Below are 16,107 nucleotides of genomic sequence, written 5' to 3' on the forward strand. Positions count from 1 at the left end.
AGCTTCAATCAGGCGGCGGGGATGATCATCAAGGAGTTGACGATCTTGCCGGCGGTCTCACCGGGTAAAGTGCCATCTGTTATCAAGGCGATGACAGAGATGGCAGCCACTTTCGTGTTGCCGGCAAGGCGAGAGCGGCGTTATCCCCGGGCATTAAAGAGCTGCCCATGCCGCTACCCCGTGAGAAAGAAAAATGCCAGTCAGTTGGCTTAACTGACTGGCATTAGGCCTAGGCCGGTTTTTTGTGTCTCTGCGGAGAGGGCGTTTGTTCTATAGGCGGGCCGGCCATTGGTTGCGGCCCGCCAAGCGATCAGCTCAGCTCCGGTGTCAGGGACGGGCGCAGTGACTGCAGCAGGGCCTTGAGCATCTTTGGATTGCCCGCAACCAGGTTGCCTTTGCTGCGGTAGCTGTTGCCGCCGGCAAAGTCGCCGACCAGGCCGCCCGCTTCTTGGATCAGCAGCAGGGCGGCTTCCAGTTCATTTTCGTACAGGCCGATCTGGTAGAAACCGTCCAGCCGTCCGGCAGCGGTATAGGCCATGTTCAGCGCAGCGGAGCCGCCGCTGTGAATGTTGCCGCCGGCCATGGCGATATTCTTGAGCATCTCCAGGTGGGCGCCCAGGTGGGCCTTGTCGGAGCTGCGATTGAAAAAGCCGGTGCCGATCATTGCGCCGTCCAGGGATTTGCAGCTGCTGACGCGCAAGCGTTTGCCGTTCAGTTGGGCACCGCGGCCGCGGCTGGCGGTAAACTCTTCGCCGGCCAGCGGGTTCAGTACCACTGAGTGCTCCAGGCGGCCGTTCTGGTAGCCGGCCATGCAGAGCGCGAATACCGGCAGACCGTTGCTGAAATTCAGTACGCTGTCGATCGGGTTGATCTGCCAGATCACCTCGATGCCTTCCTCCAGCGGGGCGTGTTCACCGCTGTAGACGCCGACCACTCGGTGGCTCGGATAGGCCTTCTGGATGGTGTGAGTGATGGTCTGTTCGGCGTGGACACAGGTGTCCTTCAGAAAATTTGCCACATCGGCTTGTTCTGATTTGATCAGATCCAGGCGCTCGACGGCGCGCGCGATCTGTTCACCTGCAATGCGGGCGGCACGCAGGGCGATATTCAACATCGGTTGCATGTTGTCTGATCCAAAAGCTGTGAAAGAGCGAGGTGGTCATTATAGCGGACTCCGCCTTTGGGCTGAACAGCGCCGGAGGCTTTTGCTACAATATGGCGCCTTTTTATATGCGGTTCGAGCGGATGCTGGAAAATATTACGATCATATTGGTGAACACCACCCACCCGGGCAACATCGGCGGCACGGCGCGGGCGATGAAAAACATGGGCTTGACCGACCTGCGACTGGTGGATCCGAAGATCTTTCCCAGCGAGGTGGCGACGGCGCGGGCATCGCGGGCGACCGATCTGCTGGACAATGCGCAGCTGTTCAATGACCTGGAATCGGCGGTGGCCGATTGTCAGTTGGTGGTGGGAACCAGTGCCCGTGAGCGGCATATCCCGTGGCCGCTGATCAATCCGCGGCAGTTGGCGGCGATCGCCGCGCCGCTGCCGGAAACCACTCGGGTGGCGGTGGTGTTCGGTCGCGAGGATCGCGGCCTGACCAATGAGGAGCTGCAGCTCTGTCATCACCATGTGAACATCCCGACCAACGAAGAGTTCAGCTCGCTGAACATTGCGGCGGCGGTGCAGGTGATCGCCTATGAGCTGCGCATGGCAGCATTGGAGCAGGCGGAGCAGGCGGCGGGTGAGCGGCCGCAGTGGGGCACCGACTGGGATATCGAGCTGGCTGAGCATCGCGAACTGGAGCTGATGTTCGAGCATCTCGAGTCGGTGCTGGTCGATATTGATTTTCTGGATCCGAACAACCCGCGCCAGCTGATGCCGCGGCTGCGCCGGCTGTTGCTGCGGGCGGTACCGGATAAGGTTGAGGTCAATGTGCTACGCGGCATCCTGAAGGCGGTCGAGAAGAAGTTGGAGCCGCCGGCGCGCTGAGCGCGGAATTATAGTTGTTAAACATGCTAAAATGGTGCATGTTTTAACGGGTTGTTTTTTCTCTGACTATTTTGGTCGGATATATACTTGATTGAAATAGTCGGGTATAGCATAATGCCTGCCATACTCGCGTGAGGACGGGGAAAGAGGTTTATGCGACTGACAACGAAAGGGCGTTATGCCGTAACGGCGATGCTGGATCTGGCACTCCATGAAGGTAAGGGCCCGATCAGCCTGGCGGATATCTCGGAACGACAGGGTATCTCGCTGTCTTATCTGGAGCAACTGTTCGCTAAATTGCGTCGCAATGAGTTGGTACGCAGTGTGCGCGGTCCGGGCGGTGGCTACCAGCTGAACCGGGGGCAGGCCAGTATCAATGTTGCCGAGGTGATCGACGCTGTTAATGAGTCCGTCGACGCCACCGGCTGTGGCCGTACCGGCCAGTGCCAGGGCGGCGATACCTGTCTGACGCATCATCTGTGGTGTGATCTCAGCGATCAGATACACGGATTTCTGAGTGATATCAGCCTGGCTGACCTGGTCGCCCGTAAGGATGTGCGTGAGGTGGCACAGCGGCAGGAACGCCAGCATGCAGAGCAGCTGATCGTCAGCTCCTCTGGACAAGCCACGGTTGCTGAAAAAGCAGCTGTTTGAAGTGAGGGTCGGAGATCAAGAATGAAAACACCGATTTATTTGGATTACTCTGCAACCACGCCGGTCGATCCGCGGGTTGCTGACAAGATGGTCGCTTGCCTGACTCTGGAAGGCAACTTCGGTAACCCGGCGTCCCGCTCCCACCTGTTCGGTTGGAAAGCGGAAGAGGCAGTCGAGGAGGCGCGTCGCCAGGTGGCGGACCTGATCAATGCTGATCCGCGCGAAATTGTCTGGACCTCCGGTGCCACCGAATCCGACAACCTCGCTATCAAGGGTGTGGCCCACTTCTATCAGAAGAAGGGCAAGCACATCATTACCTCCAAGATCGAACACAAAGCGGTACTGGATACCTGCCGTCAGCTGGAGCGTGAAGGCTTCGAGGTGACCTACCTGGATCCGACCCCGGCAGGGTTGATCGAGCCGCAGATGGTGGCCGACGCGTTGCGCGAAGACACCATCCTGGTGTCGCTGATGCACGTCAACAACGAGATCGGCGTGATCACCGATATTGCTGCGATCGGCGAACTGACCCGCAAGCACGGCGTGATCTTCCATGTCGATGCGGCACAGAGTGCCGGCAAGGTGGCGATCGATATGGCCAATCTGAAAGTCGATTTGATGTCGATCTCCGGTCACAAGATGTACGGCCCGAAAGGGATTGGGGTGCTGTATGTGCGCCGCAAGCCGCGTATCCGCCTGGAGGCGCAGATGCACGGTGGCGGCCACGAGCGCGGTATGCGCTCCGGTACCTTGGCGACCCATCAGATCGTCGGCATGGGGGAAGCCTGCCGGATCGCCCGCGAAGAGATGGACGGCGAGCATCAGCGGCTGCTGGCGCTGCGCAACCGCTTTATGGACGGCATCAAGGGGATGGAAGAGGTCTATGTCAACGGCTCGCTGGAGCAGCGTGTTGTCGGCAACCTGAACGTCAGCTTCGCGTTCGTCGAAGGCGAGTCGCTGCTGATGTCGCTGAAAGACCTGGCGGTATCGTCCGGCTCGGCCTGTACCTCCGCCAGTCTTGAGCCCTCTTACGTGTTGCGGGCGCTGGGCCTGAATGACGAGCTGGCGCACAGCTCCATCCGCTTCTCGTTCGGTCGCTTCACCACCGAAGAGGAGATCGACTATGCGGTCGCCCAGATCCGTGAGGCCGTCGGCAAGCTGCGTGAGTTGTCGCCGCTGTGGGATATGTATAAAGACGGCGTGGATCTGAGCAAAGTCGAGTGGGCGCACCACTAAACGTCGACCAGAATTCGAGGAATGTGTTATGGCTTACAGTGAAAAAGTAATCGACCACTACGAGAACCCGCGTAACGTTGGCAAGATGGATGACGGTGATGCATCCGTCGGTACCGGTATGGTGGGTGCGCCGGCCTGTGGCGACGTGATGCGTCTGCAGATCAAGGTCAATGGCGAGGGTGTCATCGAGGATGCCAAGTTCAAGACCTACGGCTGCGGTTCGGCGATCGCCTCCAGCTCGCTGGTGACCGAGTGGGTCAAGGGTATGACGCTGGATCAGGCGGCTGAGCTGAAAAACACCGCCATCGCCGAAGAGTTGGCGTTGCCGCCGGTGAAGATTCACTGCTCGGTACTGGCGGAAGATGCCATCAAGGCGGCGATCACCGACTACAAGCAGAAGCAGAAGTAACCTGAACAGCAGACGGTAATGACGGCCGCCGGTTGGCGGCCGCAAGGCAGGATTGTACAGCGATGGCCATTACGATGAGTGCGGCGGCGGCCGAACACGTAACCCGGTATCTGGAACAGCGCGGCCAGGGCGCGGGCGTCCGGCTGGGGGTGCGCACCTCCGGCTGTTCCGGTATGGCATATGTGCTGGAATTCGTTGACGAAGTTCAGCCGGAAGACACGGTGTTCGAAACCCAGGGCGTGAAGATCGTCATCGATCCGAAGAGCTTGGTGTATCTGGACGGCACCGAGCTGGATTTCGTGCGCGAAGGGCTCAACGAAGGTTTTAAATTCAACAACCCGAACGTGCGCAGCGAGTGTGGTTGTGGCGAAAGCTTCAACGTCTGATGCGGCGATTGGTTGATGATTGATATCAAGCAGAACTTCTTCGAGCTGTTTGCGCTGCCGGTAGCTTACCAGGTGGATCAGCAACAACTCGCCGGCCGCTACCGGGAATTGCAGAAAGTGCTGCATCCGGATCGGTTCTCCCACCTGTCGGAGCGCGAGCGCCGGCTGTCGGTACAGTACACCGCCTATCTCAACGAGGCTCAGGCGACGCTCAAGTCACCGCTGAAGCGGGCGCAGTACCTGCTGAAACTGCAGGGGGTGGATACCACCTCCGAGACCAGTGTGACCATGGAGCCGGCTTTTCTGATGCGCCAGATGGAGTTGCGCGAAGAGCTGGACGCGGCCGCCCGGGCGGCCGATCCCGAAGCGGCGCTGGAGGCGCTGCAGCAGGAAGTCGCCGACGAGTTGCGTCAGCAGCGGCAGCAGTTCGAGGCGCGCTATCAGGCCGATGATTTCGACGCGGCAGCGGGGGCGGTTCGCAAGATGCAGTTCCTGGAAAAGCTGGTGCTGGAGATCGAGGCGCAGGAAGACCAACTGCTCGACTGAATAAGTGAGATTATGGCTTTATTGCAGATTGCCGAGCCGGGGCAGAGTCCGGCACCCCATCAACGTCGACTGGCGGTAGGGATCGATCTGGGTACCACCAACTCTTTGGTGGCGGCAGTTAAGAGCGGCGAAGCCGTGACCCTGCCGGATGAGCAGGGTGAGCATATCCTGCCGTCGGTGGTCCGTTATCTGGCCGGCGAAGCGCCGCAAATCGGCCGGGCGGCACACGCCCATGCCGCTCAGGATCCGCACAATACCGTGGCGTCGGTGAAGCGCCTGATGGGGCGTGGCGCCGACGAGCTGGAGACGCTGGGGGGGGAGCTGCCCTACCAGTTTGTCGCGGGCGACGGCAAGATGCCCTTTATTCGTACCGTGGCCGGCGACAAGAGCCCGGTGCAGGTGTCGGCGGATATTTTGAAGGTGCTGGCGGCGCGGGCCGAGGCTTCGCTCGGTGGTGAGCTGGAAGGTGCGGTCATTACCGTGCCGGCCTACTTCGATGACGCCCAGCGGCAGGCCACCAAGGATGCCGCCACGCTGGCCAATCTCAAGGTGTTGCGCCTGCTCAACGAGCCGACCGCCGCGGCAGTGGCCTACGGCCTGGATCAGGGCTCGGAGGGGGTGATCGCGGTCTATGACTTGGGCGGCGGTACTTTCGATATCTCCGTATTGCGCTTGAACAAGGGGGTGTTCGAAGTGCTGGCGACCGGCGGCGACAGTGCGCTGGGCGGCGACGACTTCGACATGCGGTTGGCGCGCTGGTTCAGTGAGCAGTTGTCGCTGGCGGCGCCGGATGCCGGTACCGCTCGCTACCTGCTCGATCGCGCGCGTGCCGCCAAAGAGGCGCTGACCGATGCCGAATCGGTCGAGATCGAACTGTCGGTGGCCGGCGAGCCCCGCCAACTGACCGTAACCCGCCAGCTGTTTGCCGAGCTTTGCGAAGGGCTGGTGTCGCGTACCGTCCGTGCCTGTCGCCGTACCCTGAAAGATGCCGGCGTCGAGCTGGAAGAGGTGCTGGACGTGGTGATGGTCGGCGGCTCCACCCGGATGCCGCTGGTGCGTGAACGGGTTGAGCAGTTCTTCGGTCGGCCGCCTCATAGCGATATCGACCCGGACCGGGTGGTGGCGATCGGCGCGGCGATGCAGGCCGATGTGTTGGCCGGCAATAAGCCGGACAGCGAGATGCTGCTGCTGGATGTGATTCCGCTGTCGCTGGGGTTGGAAACCATGGGTGGCCTGGTCGAGAAACTGATCCACCGTAACACCGCGATCCCGGTGGCCCGGGCGCAGGAGTTTACCACCTACCAGGATGGCCAGACGGCAATGGCGATCCATGTGCTGCAGGGTGAGCGCGAGCTGGTCGACGACTGTCGTTCGCTGGCGCGTTTCGTACTGCATGGCATTCCGCCGATGGCGGCCGGTGCGGCCAAGGTGCGGGTGACCTTCCAGGTCGACGCTGACGGCCTGCTGAGCGTCGCCGCGCAGGAGTTGTCTACCGGTATCGAGAGCAGTATCCAGGTCAAGCCCTCTTACGGTCTTAGCGATGGCGAGATCGAGCGGATGCTGACCGAATCCTACACCCATGCCCAGGAAGACCTGGATCTTCGCGCGTTGCGCGAGCAGCAGGTAGAGGCCGAGGCGTTGTTGCAGGCGCTGGAGCATGCCCTGCAGGCGGACGGTGAGGTGCTGCTCAGCGCGCAGGAGCGAAGCCAGCTGGCGCAGGAGATGCAGGTGTTGGTGGAGCTGCGTGAAGGCCATGATCCGAAGGCGATCGAGAAGGGTATCCAGCATCTGGCGCAGGTCAGTGATGAGTTTGCTGCACGTCGGATGGATCATAGCATCCGCCAGGCGCTGCAGGGTCAGAGTGTTGATGAGATTGAGGAGAAGGGCTGATGCCGCAGATTATCTTTCTGCCCCATGAGGAACTGTGCCCGGATGGCAAGGTGGTCGAAGCCGAAGCCGGCGTGACGGTCTGTGATGCTGCGCTGGCCAACGGTATCGAGATCGAGCATGCCTGCGAGAAGTCCTGTGCCTGTACCACCTGCCACGTGATCGTGCGTGAGGGGTTCGAGTCGCTGGATGAGTCGGACGAGCTGGAAGACGATATGCTCGACAAGGCCTGGGGGTTGGAGCCGGAATCGCGGCTTAGCTGTCAGGCGGTGGTGGGTGGCGAGGATCTGGTGGTTGAGATTCCGCGCTACACGATCAATCAGGTGTCGGAACGGCATTAAGGAGCGGGCAATGACGCTGAAATGGACCGATGTGCAGGATATCGCGATCGAGCTGGCGGACCGTTATCCGCAGGTCGATCCGCTGACCATCTCGTTCCCGGAGCTGTACCAGAAGGTGATGGAGCTGGACGGCTTTGATGACGATCCCGATCGCTGCGGCGAAAAGGTGCTTGAAGCGATCCAGATGGCCTGGATTGACGAGCGGGACTGAGTGTCCCTGGTAACATCGAAGCCCGGTCCTGCCGGGCTTTTTAATGGCTTGTCGGCGCTGTTTTCTGACATATGCTTGGCGTATAATGCCGCGTTTGATTTTCTACACTATCCCACCAAATGAGAGGATTCTGGATCAATGGCAATTGAACGCACACTGTCCATCATCAAGCCGGACGCAGTTGCTAAGAACGTAATCGGTGAAATCGAAACCCGTTTCGAAAAAGCCGGTCTGAAAATCGTTGAGATGCAGATGAAGCGTCTGAGCCAGGCAGAAGCCGAAGGTTTCTACGCTGAGCACAAGGAGCGTCCGTTCTTCGGTGAACTGGTTGCCTTCATGACTTCCGGTCCGGTTGTCGTTCAGGTGCTGGAAGGCGAAAACGCCATCGCTCTGAACCGTGACCTGATGGGCGCGACCAACCCGCAGGAAGCGGCTGAAGGCACTATCCGTCGCGACTTCGCTGAGTCCATCGACGCCAACGCCGTACACGGCTCCGACTCTGCAGCGTCCGCAGAGCGCGAAATCGCCTACTTCTTCGGCGGTTAATGTGACTTGAGGCCGCGCGCCGTCGCGGCCTCTTTCCAACTACAGGTATCCAGAGATCCATGACTGAATCCACTCAAAAAACCAACCTGCTCGGTATGTCGCCAGAGAAGCTGGCTGAGTTCTTCGACAGTATCGGTGAGAAGCGCTTTCGGGCTACGCAGGTGATGAAATGGATTCATCAGTTCGGCGCCGAAAGTTTCGACGAGATGACCAACATCAGCAAGGTGTTGCGCCAGAAGTTGAACGAAGTGGCCGAGATCCGGGAACCTGAAGTGGTCATGCAGAAGACCTCCAAGGACGGTACCCGCAAGTGGGTGATCAAGACCGAGGGTGGTTCCAGCGTCGAGATGGTGCTGATCCCGGATGGTGATCGCCGCACGCTCTGTGTCTCCTCGCAGGTGGGCTGTTCGCTGGACTGCAGCTTCTGTTCGACCGGTAAGCAAGGGTTTAACCGCAATCTCACCGCCGCTGAGATTATCGGTCAGGTCCGGATTGCGATTAAATCCTACGGTGCCATGGACCCGTCCGGCGAACGTCGCGTCACCAACGTGGTGATGATGGGGATGGGCGAGCCGCTGATGAATTTCGACAACGTGGTCGAAGCGATGCAGCTGATGATGGACGACAATGCTTACGGTTTGTCGAAGCGTCGCGTGACCCTGTCCACCGCCGGTGTGGTGCCGGCACTGGATAAGCTGGGCGCGGTGAGTGATGTGTCGCTGGCGGTATCGCTGCACGCGCCGACCGACGAACTGCGTGACCAGCTGGTGCCGATCAACCGCCGTTACCCGATCAAGGAGCTGATCGCCGCCTGTAACCGCTATCTTGATCACCTTAACGACAAGCGGGTGGTTACCGTGGAGTACACGCTGATCGCTGGTGTGAACGATCAGCCGGAGCACGCCCGTCAGCTGGTCAAGGTGCTGCGCAAATTGCCCTCCAAGCTGAACCTGATTCCGTTCAATCCGTTCCCGAACTCTGGCTACGAGCGGCCCAGCGACCAGGCGATCGATGCCTTTAAGCAGGTGATGCTCAATGCCGGAATTCTGACCACCGTACGTCGCACCCGGGGCGACGATGTGGATGCCGCTTGTGGCCAGCTGGTCGGCCAGGTGCAGGACCGTACCCGGCGTAGCGAGAAATATATTCAACTGGTCCAGCAGGAGGCTGCGCCTGGGCAGCGTGCCGGACACTAGGAGCATGTCGTGAAAGGGATTCGAGTCGGCCTGGCCGTGTGTGCACTTCTGCTGGCTGGCTGTGCGGGGCAGGGGGCGCCGGTTGCCGGTGGCAGCGCGAATCCTCACAGCGCCAAGGCCAGTTACACGCAACTTGGCCTGCAATACCTTCAGGAGCGGGATGGCCAGAATGCCAAGGAGGCATTCCTGCGTGCATTGGAGATCGACAGCAACTACGCCGAAGCCTTTAATGGCCTGGCGCTGACCTTCCAGCTGGAAGGTGACCAGGCATTGGCCGAGCAGTATTTCGACAAAGCGGTGGCCGCGGCGCCCGACTCGGCGATGGTGCACAACAATTACGGCGCTTTCCTGTTCCGCCAGCAGCGTTACCAGGACGCTTGCCGCATTCTGGCCCGGGCCACCGAGGACCCATTCTATTCGCAGCGGGCGCAGGCATTCGAAAACCTCGGCCGCTGTTACCGCCAGATCGGCCGTGACGACGTCGCCGAACACGCCTTTCGACGGGCGCTGCGTATCAGTACTTTTCGGCCGCTGGCTATGGTAGAACTGTCCGACCTGCTGCTGGAACAGCAGCGCACGGCTGAGGCCAAAGAGTGGTTCGAGCGTTTCAGTGCCCTGGTCGAGGCCAAGCGGGTCGACCATTATGCCAAGAGTCTGTGGCTCGGTATCCGGCTGGCACGGGCCGGCGGCGACGCCAGCAAGGCGGCAACCTATGCTCTGATCCTGAAAAACCTTTTCCCGCAATCGCCGGAATTTCATCAGTATAAGGAGTCTTCGCGGTGACCACTGAACAGACAGTCGAGCAGGCTGAGAGTCAACGTTTTCCGGGCGAGCGGCTGCAGACGGCGCGGATGGCCAGAGGGCTGACCATCGACGATATCGCCAATGCGCTGCATCTGCCGGCTTCCTATATCGAAGCGTTGGAAAACGGTGACATCGATTGCCTGCCCAGTGTGGTGTTTGCGCGTGGCTACATCCGCTCCTATGCCAAGTTCCTCGATGTCGATGCCGACGAGTTCCTCGGCTATCTGGACGAGCAGTACGGCATGGCTCAGCGCAGCAGCGTCAAATCGGTTACCAAGGTGCGCCAGCAGATGAAGCTGAGTCACCCGTTGCTGCGGCTGTCGACCTGGCTGCTGCTGATCATCGTGATCGGTGCCTCGATCTGGTGGTGGCGGACCCAGCATGAGCTGCCGGAAATCAGTGGCCACAGTGGTGAACAGCAGAATGCGATCAGCGTTGAAACCAGTTCTGGCGATACCTTGGTAATTCCGGCGCTGAACGACGCCGAGCCGGCGGTTGACGAAGGCGCGCCTGCGGAGGCGGTCAGCGAAGCCGCGGCCGAAGAGGAGGCGCCGTCCGACCTGACCGAGCAGCAGATTGCCCAGTTGCAGGCCGAGCTGGATGCCGTTGAAGGGACTGCGTCAGATGAGGCCGCGGCGGCGGCGGAGTTGTCCCGGCTGCAGATCAGTTTCAGTGGCGAGTGCTGGGTCACCATCAAGGATGCCAGCGGCAAAACGCTGTTCAACAACGTGCGTAACGCCGGTAGCAAGGTGGATATCAGTGGTGAGGCGCCCTTCTCCGTGCTGCTCGGCGCCTCCGCAGGCGTCAGCGGTATGCGCTTCAATGGCGAAGCCGTCGATGTGGTGGCGCTGAGTCGCGACGGCATGGCGCGCTTTACGCTGCCGCTCGACTGATCTGGAATTCGAATACAAGCATACAGGGTAGAGACGTTGGCCAAGATCAAAGCCATTCGTGGTATGAACGATATCCTGCCGGACGCGACACCGGTCTGGCAGTACCTGGAAAACACCGTGCAGCAGCTGCTGTCCGGCTACGGCTATAGCGAAGTGCGGATGCCGATCGTTGAACAGACCGACCTGTTCAAGCGTTCTATCGGCGAAGTCACCGATATTGTCGAGAAGGAGATGTACACCTTCGAGGACCGTAACGGGGAAAGCCTGACGCTGCGGCCGGAAGGGACCGCCAGCTGTGTCCGGGCGGCGGAAGAGCATGGCCTGCTGTTCAACCAGACTCAGCGTTTCTGGTACCAGGGACCGATGTTCCGTTACGAGAAACCACAGAAAGGGCGCTATCGCCAGTTCCATCAGATCGGCGTGGAAACCTTCGGCATGGCCAGCGCCGATGTCGATGCGGAGCTGATCCTGCTCAGCGCCCGTTTGTGGCAGCGACTCGGTATCCGCGACGCGGTCACCCTGCAGCTGAATTCGCTGGGCAGTAACGAAGCGCGTGCCGAGTACCGCCAGGCATTGGTCGATTATCTGACCCTGCACAAGGATCAGCTGGATGAAGACAGCCTGCGCCGGCTCGACAGCAACCCGCTGCGGATCCTCGATAGCAAGGACCCGCAGACCCAGACAGTGCTGGAAAGTGCGCCGCTGCTGAGCGATTACCTGGATCAGGAGTCCGCCGAGCATTTTGCCGAGCTGCGCCGGATCCTCGATGACGCCGGCGTGAAGTACGAGCTCAACCCGCGGCTGGTACGCGGTCTCGACTACTACTGCAAGACCGTCTTCGAGTGGGTCACCGATAAGTTGGGGGCCCAGGGCACGGTCTGTGCCGGCGGTCGCTATGATGGCCTGGTCAAGCAGTTGGGCGGCCGGCCGACACCGGCGGTCGGTTTCGCAATGGGGGTTGAGCGGCTGGTGCTGTTGCTGGAAACCCTCGAGGCGATTCCGGCTGATCTGCGCCAGCCGTTCGATATCTACCTGGCGGCGGAACACAAGGGGATTCAGCACCGGCTGATGCTGCTGGCCGAGCAGTTGCGGGACCAGCTGCCCGGTTTGCGGGTACGGGTGCACTGCGCCGGCCTGAAGAACATCGCCAGCAAGGCCCGGCAAACCGGCGCCCCGCTGGTGCTGCTGATGAAAACCGATGAGGCCGGCGAGCTGGTCGGTACCCTCTGGCACAACGACCAGCCGCAGTTCGATCTCGGCGAGGCGCAGTTGGTTTCAGCGATCGAGTCCGTCTGGACCCGCTGATGACAGCGAAAACGACAGGAGTTAAACGTGGCAGATCTGCGTAGCGAAGAAGAACAGGTCCAGGCCCTCAAGGACTGGTGGAAGGAAAATGGCAAGTCGCTGCTGATCGGCATCGTCTTTGCGGTACTGATCGTGGCGGCCTGGAAAGCCTGGCAGCAGCGTAGCCAGCAGCAGGCCGAGTACGCCTCCGCACTGTACCAGAACTTGCTGGAGGCGGTGGTGGGGTCGGTTAGCGATCAAGCCGACGAGGCCTCGCTGAGCACCGCCCGCCATCTGGGCGAGCAGCTGAAAACCGAGTTCGAAGGCAGTGCCTACGCCCGTATGGCGGCGTTGCTGATGGCGCGGCTGGCGGTCGAGCGTAACGAGCTGGATGTTGCACTGGCCGAATTGGATTGGGTGCAGACCCACGAGCCGACCGCGGCGCAGGCGGTGGTGGTCAAGCTGCGTAAGGCGCGCATCCTGGCGGCCCAGGGTAATGTCGAACAGGGGTTGCAGTTGCTGGATGGACTGGCCAATGCCGCTTTCCAGGCCCGCATCGACGAGGTACGCGGTGACCTGTACCTGCAGCAGGGTGATCGCGACAATGCGCGTAAAGCCTACCAGACGGCACTTGCCGCCGGCAGCAGCGGCGCAGCGAATCCCCTGCTGAGCGTTAAGCTGAACGATCTGGCGGTCGAGGATAAGTAAATGGCGAGCTTGCTTCGGGCAATGACGCTGGGTCTGGCGGCGATGCTGCTGTCAGCCTGCAGCTTATGGGACAGCAGCGAAGAACTGGAGCCGAATCCGCTGGTCGATTTCGAAGCGGAAAAGCAGGTCGAGGTGCTTTGGTCGGCATCGGTCGGAGATGGGCCGGGCGAGAAGTATCATCAGATCGTGCCTGCAGTTGTCGGCGAGCAGTTGTTTGCAGTCGATCACGACGGCCTGGTAGCGGCGTTCAATCGCCTCGATGGTGAGCGCTTGTGGCAACAGGAGCTGGATGTCCGGGTGATCGGTGGCTTGGCGGCCGGCTATGGCCGGCTGGCATTGACCACCGAGGATGGCCGGGTGATGGTGCTGGATGCCGACAGCGGCGAACTGCGCTGGCAGGCCAAGCTCAGTTCCGAGGTGGTGGCTGTGCCCCAGTTCAACCGCGAACTGCTGGTGGTGCAGATGATCAACGGTAAGGTGGTGGCACTTGATATCGAAGATGGCAGCCACCGCTGGACCTACGATGCGCAGATTCCCAACCTGACCCTGCGTGGCACCAGCGCGCCGATCGTCGCTGCCAATATCACCTTTGCCGGTTTCGCCAACGGTAAACTGGCGGCGATCGACAATGCGTCCGGCGGCGAAGTCTGGGCGCGGCGTGTCGCGCTGGCGCACGGTCGAACCGAGCTGGAGCGGGTGATCGACCTGGATGGTCGGCCGGTGCTGGTGGATAATCTGCTTTATGTGCCCAGCTACCAGGGCAGACTGGTGGCGATCAATCCGTTCAACTCGCAGATCGTCTGGGCCCAGGATGTGTCCAGCTACCGCGACCTGGCCGAGGGGTTCGGCAATATCTATGTGGCGGAGCAGGATGATGCGCTGCAGGCGTTTGATCGTCGCACCAGCGCCAGCGTTTGGCGTCAGCCGGCCCTGGCCCGGCGGATGATCAGCGCACCGGCCACGGTCGGCAACGAACTGCTGGTGGGTGACAGTCTCGGCTATCTGCATGTGCTGTCTCAGGTCGATGGCCGTTTCGTCGCCCGCCATAAAGTGGACGGCTCCGGCCTGAGCGCTCCGCCGCTGGTGGTGGATGATATAATCTACCTGCTCAGCGACGGCGGTCGTCTGCAGGCGCTAACGCTGAAGTGAGTAACCTGTCCTCAGGTTCCTGACCAGTAACTGAGTTTACTGGCGGCTATTCGCAGGCGTGAATAGCCGCCGTTTTCGTTTTTGAGACACGCCTTAATCAGGGTGATCTGATGCTTCCGGTAATTGCACTAGTCGGCCGACCCAATGTCGGCAAATCCACACTTTTCAACCGGCTGACCAAAAGCCGAGATGCGCTGGTCGCCGACCTGCCCGGGTTGACCCGTGACCGCAAGTACGGTGAGGGGCGGCTGGGCGACCACGCCTATATCGTCATCGATACCGGTGGTATCAGCGGTGACGAGCAGGGTATCGACCACGAGATGGCGCGACAGTCGCTGCAGGCGGTGGACGAGGCCGATATCGTGCTGTTCCTGGTGGACGGCCGTGCCGGCCTCAACCCGGCCGACGAGATGATTGCCGATCACCTGCGCCGCAGCAACAAGGCCTACCACCTGGTGGTGAACAAGACCGATGGCATTGATCCCGATATCGCCATGGGTGATTTCTATGGCCTGGGGCTGGGTGAACCGCAGCCGATCGCAGCGGCCCATGGTCGCGGTGTGCGCTCGCTGATCGAGAACGTGCTGGTACAGGCGCTGGGCGATGTCGAGCCGGAGACCGATGAGGAGGTCGAAGAGGCTGAAGACGGTAGCATCAAGATAGCGATCGTGGGCCGGCCCAATGTCGGCAAATCCACGCTGGTCAACCGGATGCTGGGTGAAGAGCGGGTGGTGGTCTACGACCAGGCCGGTACCACCCGTGACAGCGTCTACATTCCCTACAGCCGTGAAGAGCAGGACTACACCCTGATCGATACCGCCGGTGTGCGGCGCCGCAAGAACATCAAGGAAGCGGTGGAGAAGTTCTCCATCATCAAGACCCTGCAGGCGATCGAAGATGCCCATGTGGTGATTCTGGTGGTCGATGCCCGTGACGGGGTCACCGAGCAGGACCTGCATATGCTCAGCTTCGTGATGGATGCCGGCCGGGCGCTGGTGATTGCGTTGAACAAGTGGGATGGCATGGATGTCGAGCAGCGCGACAAGGTGAAGGAGCAGATCCAGCGCCGGTTGGAGTTTGCCTCGTTTGCCCGCTTCCACTTTATTTCGGCACTGCACGGCAGCGGGGTGGGGGATCTGTACCACTCGATCGGCGAGGCGTATGAAAGTGCCATGGCCAAGTGGCCAACCAGCCGGTTGACCCGCTTGCTGGAAGATATGGTTGCCGATCACCAGCCGCCGATGATCAATGGTCGCCGTATCAAGCTGCGCTATGCTCACCAGGGGGGCTCCAACCCGCCGATCATCGTGGTACATGGAAACCAGACCGATGCTCTGCCGCTCTCTTACAAACGCTATCTGCAGAACAAGTTCGTCAGGGTACTAGGGCTCAAGGGGACGCCGGTAAGATTCGAGTTCCGCAGTGGCGACAACCCGTTTGAAGGTCGCAAGAACAAGTTGACCGGTCGTCAGCTGGCCAAGAAGGCCCGCTTCCGTGATCACATTCAGTCGATCAAGAAGAAAGAACGCAAGAAGCGTAGCAAGAAGTGAGGGTATACCATCACTGATAGCTTGCAGCTTGTCTGATTATCAACAACAGGGCTCCTTTATAGGGGCCTTGTTGTTATTCATGCCGGGGCGGGCGTTATGCCTTCGTAATGGATCTGTTACAGAAATATAATTTTTTTAACACAACCTGTTGACTCCCTCGGTGGGGTCTGTAGAATGCGCCTCCTCGCTTGGGGAGACAGCCTGAAACGGCCGCTCAGCAAGCCGGGAAGGTCGGAAATAAGTTGTTGATTTCTAATCGAAATTAACGATAATAACCGACCCGCTCTCAGTCGCTTCACAGCAGTCGCC

The 16,107-nt window shown here is 60.4% G+C and carries 18 protein-coding genes and 1 pseudogene; 18 read left to right on the top strand and 1 reads right to left on the bottom strand.

Annotated features, from left to right (window positions below; genetic code table 11):
• A pseudogene (locus tag K6T12_RS19910) lies at nt 1-213 on the top strand (IS4 family transposase); the annotation flags it as partial.
• Between the two features lie 97 nt (nt 214-310).
• Here K6T12_RS19910 and K6T12_RS19915 read toward each other — a convergent pair.
• Entirely contained in the window at nt 311-1,123 is an 813-nt protein-coding gene (locus K6T12_RS19915; RefSeq protein ID WP_255611935.1) for an inositol monophosphatase family protein, read from the bottom strand.
• A gap of 122 nt (nt 1,124-1,245) precedes the next feature.
• Between K6T12_RS19915 and K6T12_RS19920 the strand changes: the two genes are divergently transcribed.
• The 17 genes from K6T12_RS19920 (at nt 1,246) to der (ending at nt 15,798) form a co-directional block, all read left to right on the top strand.
• Complete coding sequence (locus tag K6T12_RS19920) at nt 1,246-1,998, top strand: RNA methyltransferase (RefSeq protein WP_222224734.1); 753 nt, start codon at nt 1,246-1,248, stop codon at nt 1,996-1,998.
• Nucleotides 1,999-2,151: 153 nt separating this feature from the next.
• Entirely contained in the window at nt 2,152-2,652 is a 501-nt protein-coding gene (gene iscR, locus K6T12_RS19925; RefSeq protein ID WP_222224715.1) for a Fe-S cluster assembly transcriptional regulator IscR, read from the top strand.
• Nucleotides 2,653-2,673: 21 nt separating this feature from the next.
• Nucleotides 2,674-3,888, top strand: coding sequence for an IscS subfamily cysteine desulfurase (locus tag K6T12_RS19930; RefSeq protein WP_222224717.1), 1,215 nt, complete (start codon nt 2,674-2,676; stop codon nt 3,886-3,888).
• Nucleotides 3,889-3,916: 28 nt separating this feature from the next.
• Complete coding sequence (iscU, locus tag K6T12_RS19935; protein WP_222224718.1) at nt 3,917-4,297, top strand: Fe-S cluster assembly scaffold IscU; 381 nt, start codon at nt 3,917-3,919, stop codon at nt 4,295-4,297.
• 62 nt (nt 4,298-4,359) lie between these two features.
• Nucleotides 4,360-4,683 carry an iron-sulfur cluster assembly protein IscA gene (iscA, locus tag K6T12_RS19940; RefSeq protein ID WP_222224720.1) on the top strand — a complete coding sequence of 108 codons (324 nt, stop codon included), beginning with the start codon at nt 4,360-4,362 and terminating at the stop codon, nt 4,681-4,683.
• 15 nt (nt 4,684-4,698) lie between these two features.
• Nucleotides 4,699-5,229 (top strand): Fe-S protein assembly co-chaperone HscB, encoded by a 531-nt coding sequence (gene hscB / locus K6T12_RS19945; protein WP_255611937.1) that lies wholly within the window; start codon nt 4,699-4,701, stop codon nt 5,227-5,229.
• A 12-nt stretch (nt 5,230-5,241) separates the two neighbouring features.
• The gene (gene hscA / locus K6T12_RS19950; protein WP_222224721.1) at nt 5,242-7,119 is read left to right on the top strand and encodes a Fe-S protein assembly chaperone HscA; all 1,878 of its coding nucleotides are present in this window, start codon (nt 5,242-5,244) and stop codon (nt 7,117-7,119) included.
• Nucleotides 7,119-7,457 (top strand): ISC system 2Fe-2S type ferredoxin, encoded by a 339-nt coding sequence (gene fdx / locus K6T12_RS19955; RefSeq protein ID WP_222224722.1) that lies wholly within the window; start codon nt 7,119-7,121, stop codon nt 7,455-7,457. Before hscA ends, fdx begins: the two co-directional genes overlap by 1 nt.
• A 10-nt stretch (nt 7,458-7,467) precedes the next feature.
• Nucleotides 7,468-7,668 (top strand): Fe-S cluster assembly protein IscX, encoded by a 201-nt coding sequence (gene iscX / locus K6T12_RS19960; protein WP_222224723.1) that lies wholly within the window; start codon nt 7,468-7,470, stop codon nt 7,666-7,668.
• Between the two features lie 138 nt (nt 7,669-7,806).
• On the top strand, nt 7,807-8,214 hold the full coding sequence (gene ndk / locus K6T12_RS19965; protein ID WP_222224724.1) for a nucleoside-diphosphate kinase: 408 nt from the start codon (nt 7,807-7,809) through the stop codon (nt 8,212-8,214).
• Between the two features lie 59 nt (nt 8,215-8,273).
• Complete coding sequence (rlmN, locus tag K6T12_RS19970) at nt 8,274-9,410, top strand: 23S rRNA (adenine(2503)-C(2))-methyltransferase RlmN (RefSeq protein ID WP_222224725.1); 1,137 nt, start codon at nt 8,274-8,276, stop codon at nt 9,408-9,410.
• Nucleotides 9,411-9,419: 9 nt separating this feature from the next.
• Complete coding sequence (gene pilW / locus K6T12_RS19975; protein ID WP_315853637.1) at nt 9,420-10,193, top strand: type IV pilus biogenesis/stability protein PilW; 774 nt, start codon at nt 9,420-9,422, stop codon at nt 10,191-10,193.
• Nucleotides 10,190-11,107 (top strand): RodZ domain-containing protein, encoded by a 918-nt coding sequence (locus K6T12_RS19980; protein ID WP_222224727.1) that lies wholly within the window; start codon nt 10,190-10,192, stop codon nt 11,105-11,107. Before pilW ends, K6T12_RS19980 begins: the two co-directional genes overlap by 4 nt.
• A gap of 36 nt (nt 11,108-11,143) precedes the next feature.
• A complete protein-coding gene (gene hisS, locus K6T12_RS19985) occupies nt 11,144-12,412 on the top strand; it encodes a histidine--tRNA ligase (RefSeq protein ID WP_390879103.1) in 1,269 nt (422 codons plus the stop codon).
• 27 nt (nt 12,413-12,439) lie between these two features.
• A complete protein-coding gene (locus K6T12_RS19990) occupies nt 12,440-13,099 on the top strand; it encodes a YfgM family protein (RefSeq protein ID WP_222224729.1) in 660 nt (219 codons plus the stop codon).
• Nucleotides 13,100-14,248, top strand: coding sequence for an outer membrane protein assembly factor BamB (gene bamB / locus K6T12_RS19995; protein WP_222224731.1), 1,149 nt, complete (start codon nt 13,100-13,102; stop codon nt 14,246-14,248).
• Nucleotides 14,249-14,358: 110 nt separating this feature from the next.
• Complete coding sequence (der, locus tag K6T12_RS20000) at nt 14,359-15,798, top strand: ribosome biogenesis GTPase Der (protein WP_222224732.1); 1,440 nt, start codon at nt 14,359-14,361, stop codon at nt 15,796-15,798.
• Nucleotides 15,799-16,107: the final 309 nt, after the last annotated feature.

It is taken from the genome of Marinobacterium arenosum, assembly GCF_019795155.1.
In the GTDB taxonomy this organism is placed as follows: domain Bacteria; phylum Pseudomonadota; class Gammaproteobacteria; order Pseudomonadales; family Balneatricaceae; genus Marinobacterium_C; species Marinobacterium_C arenosum.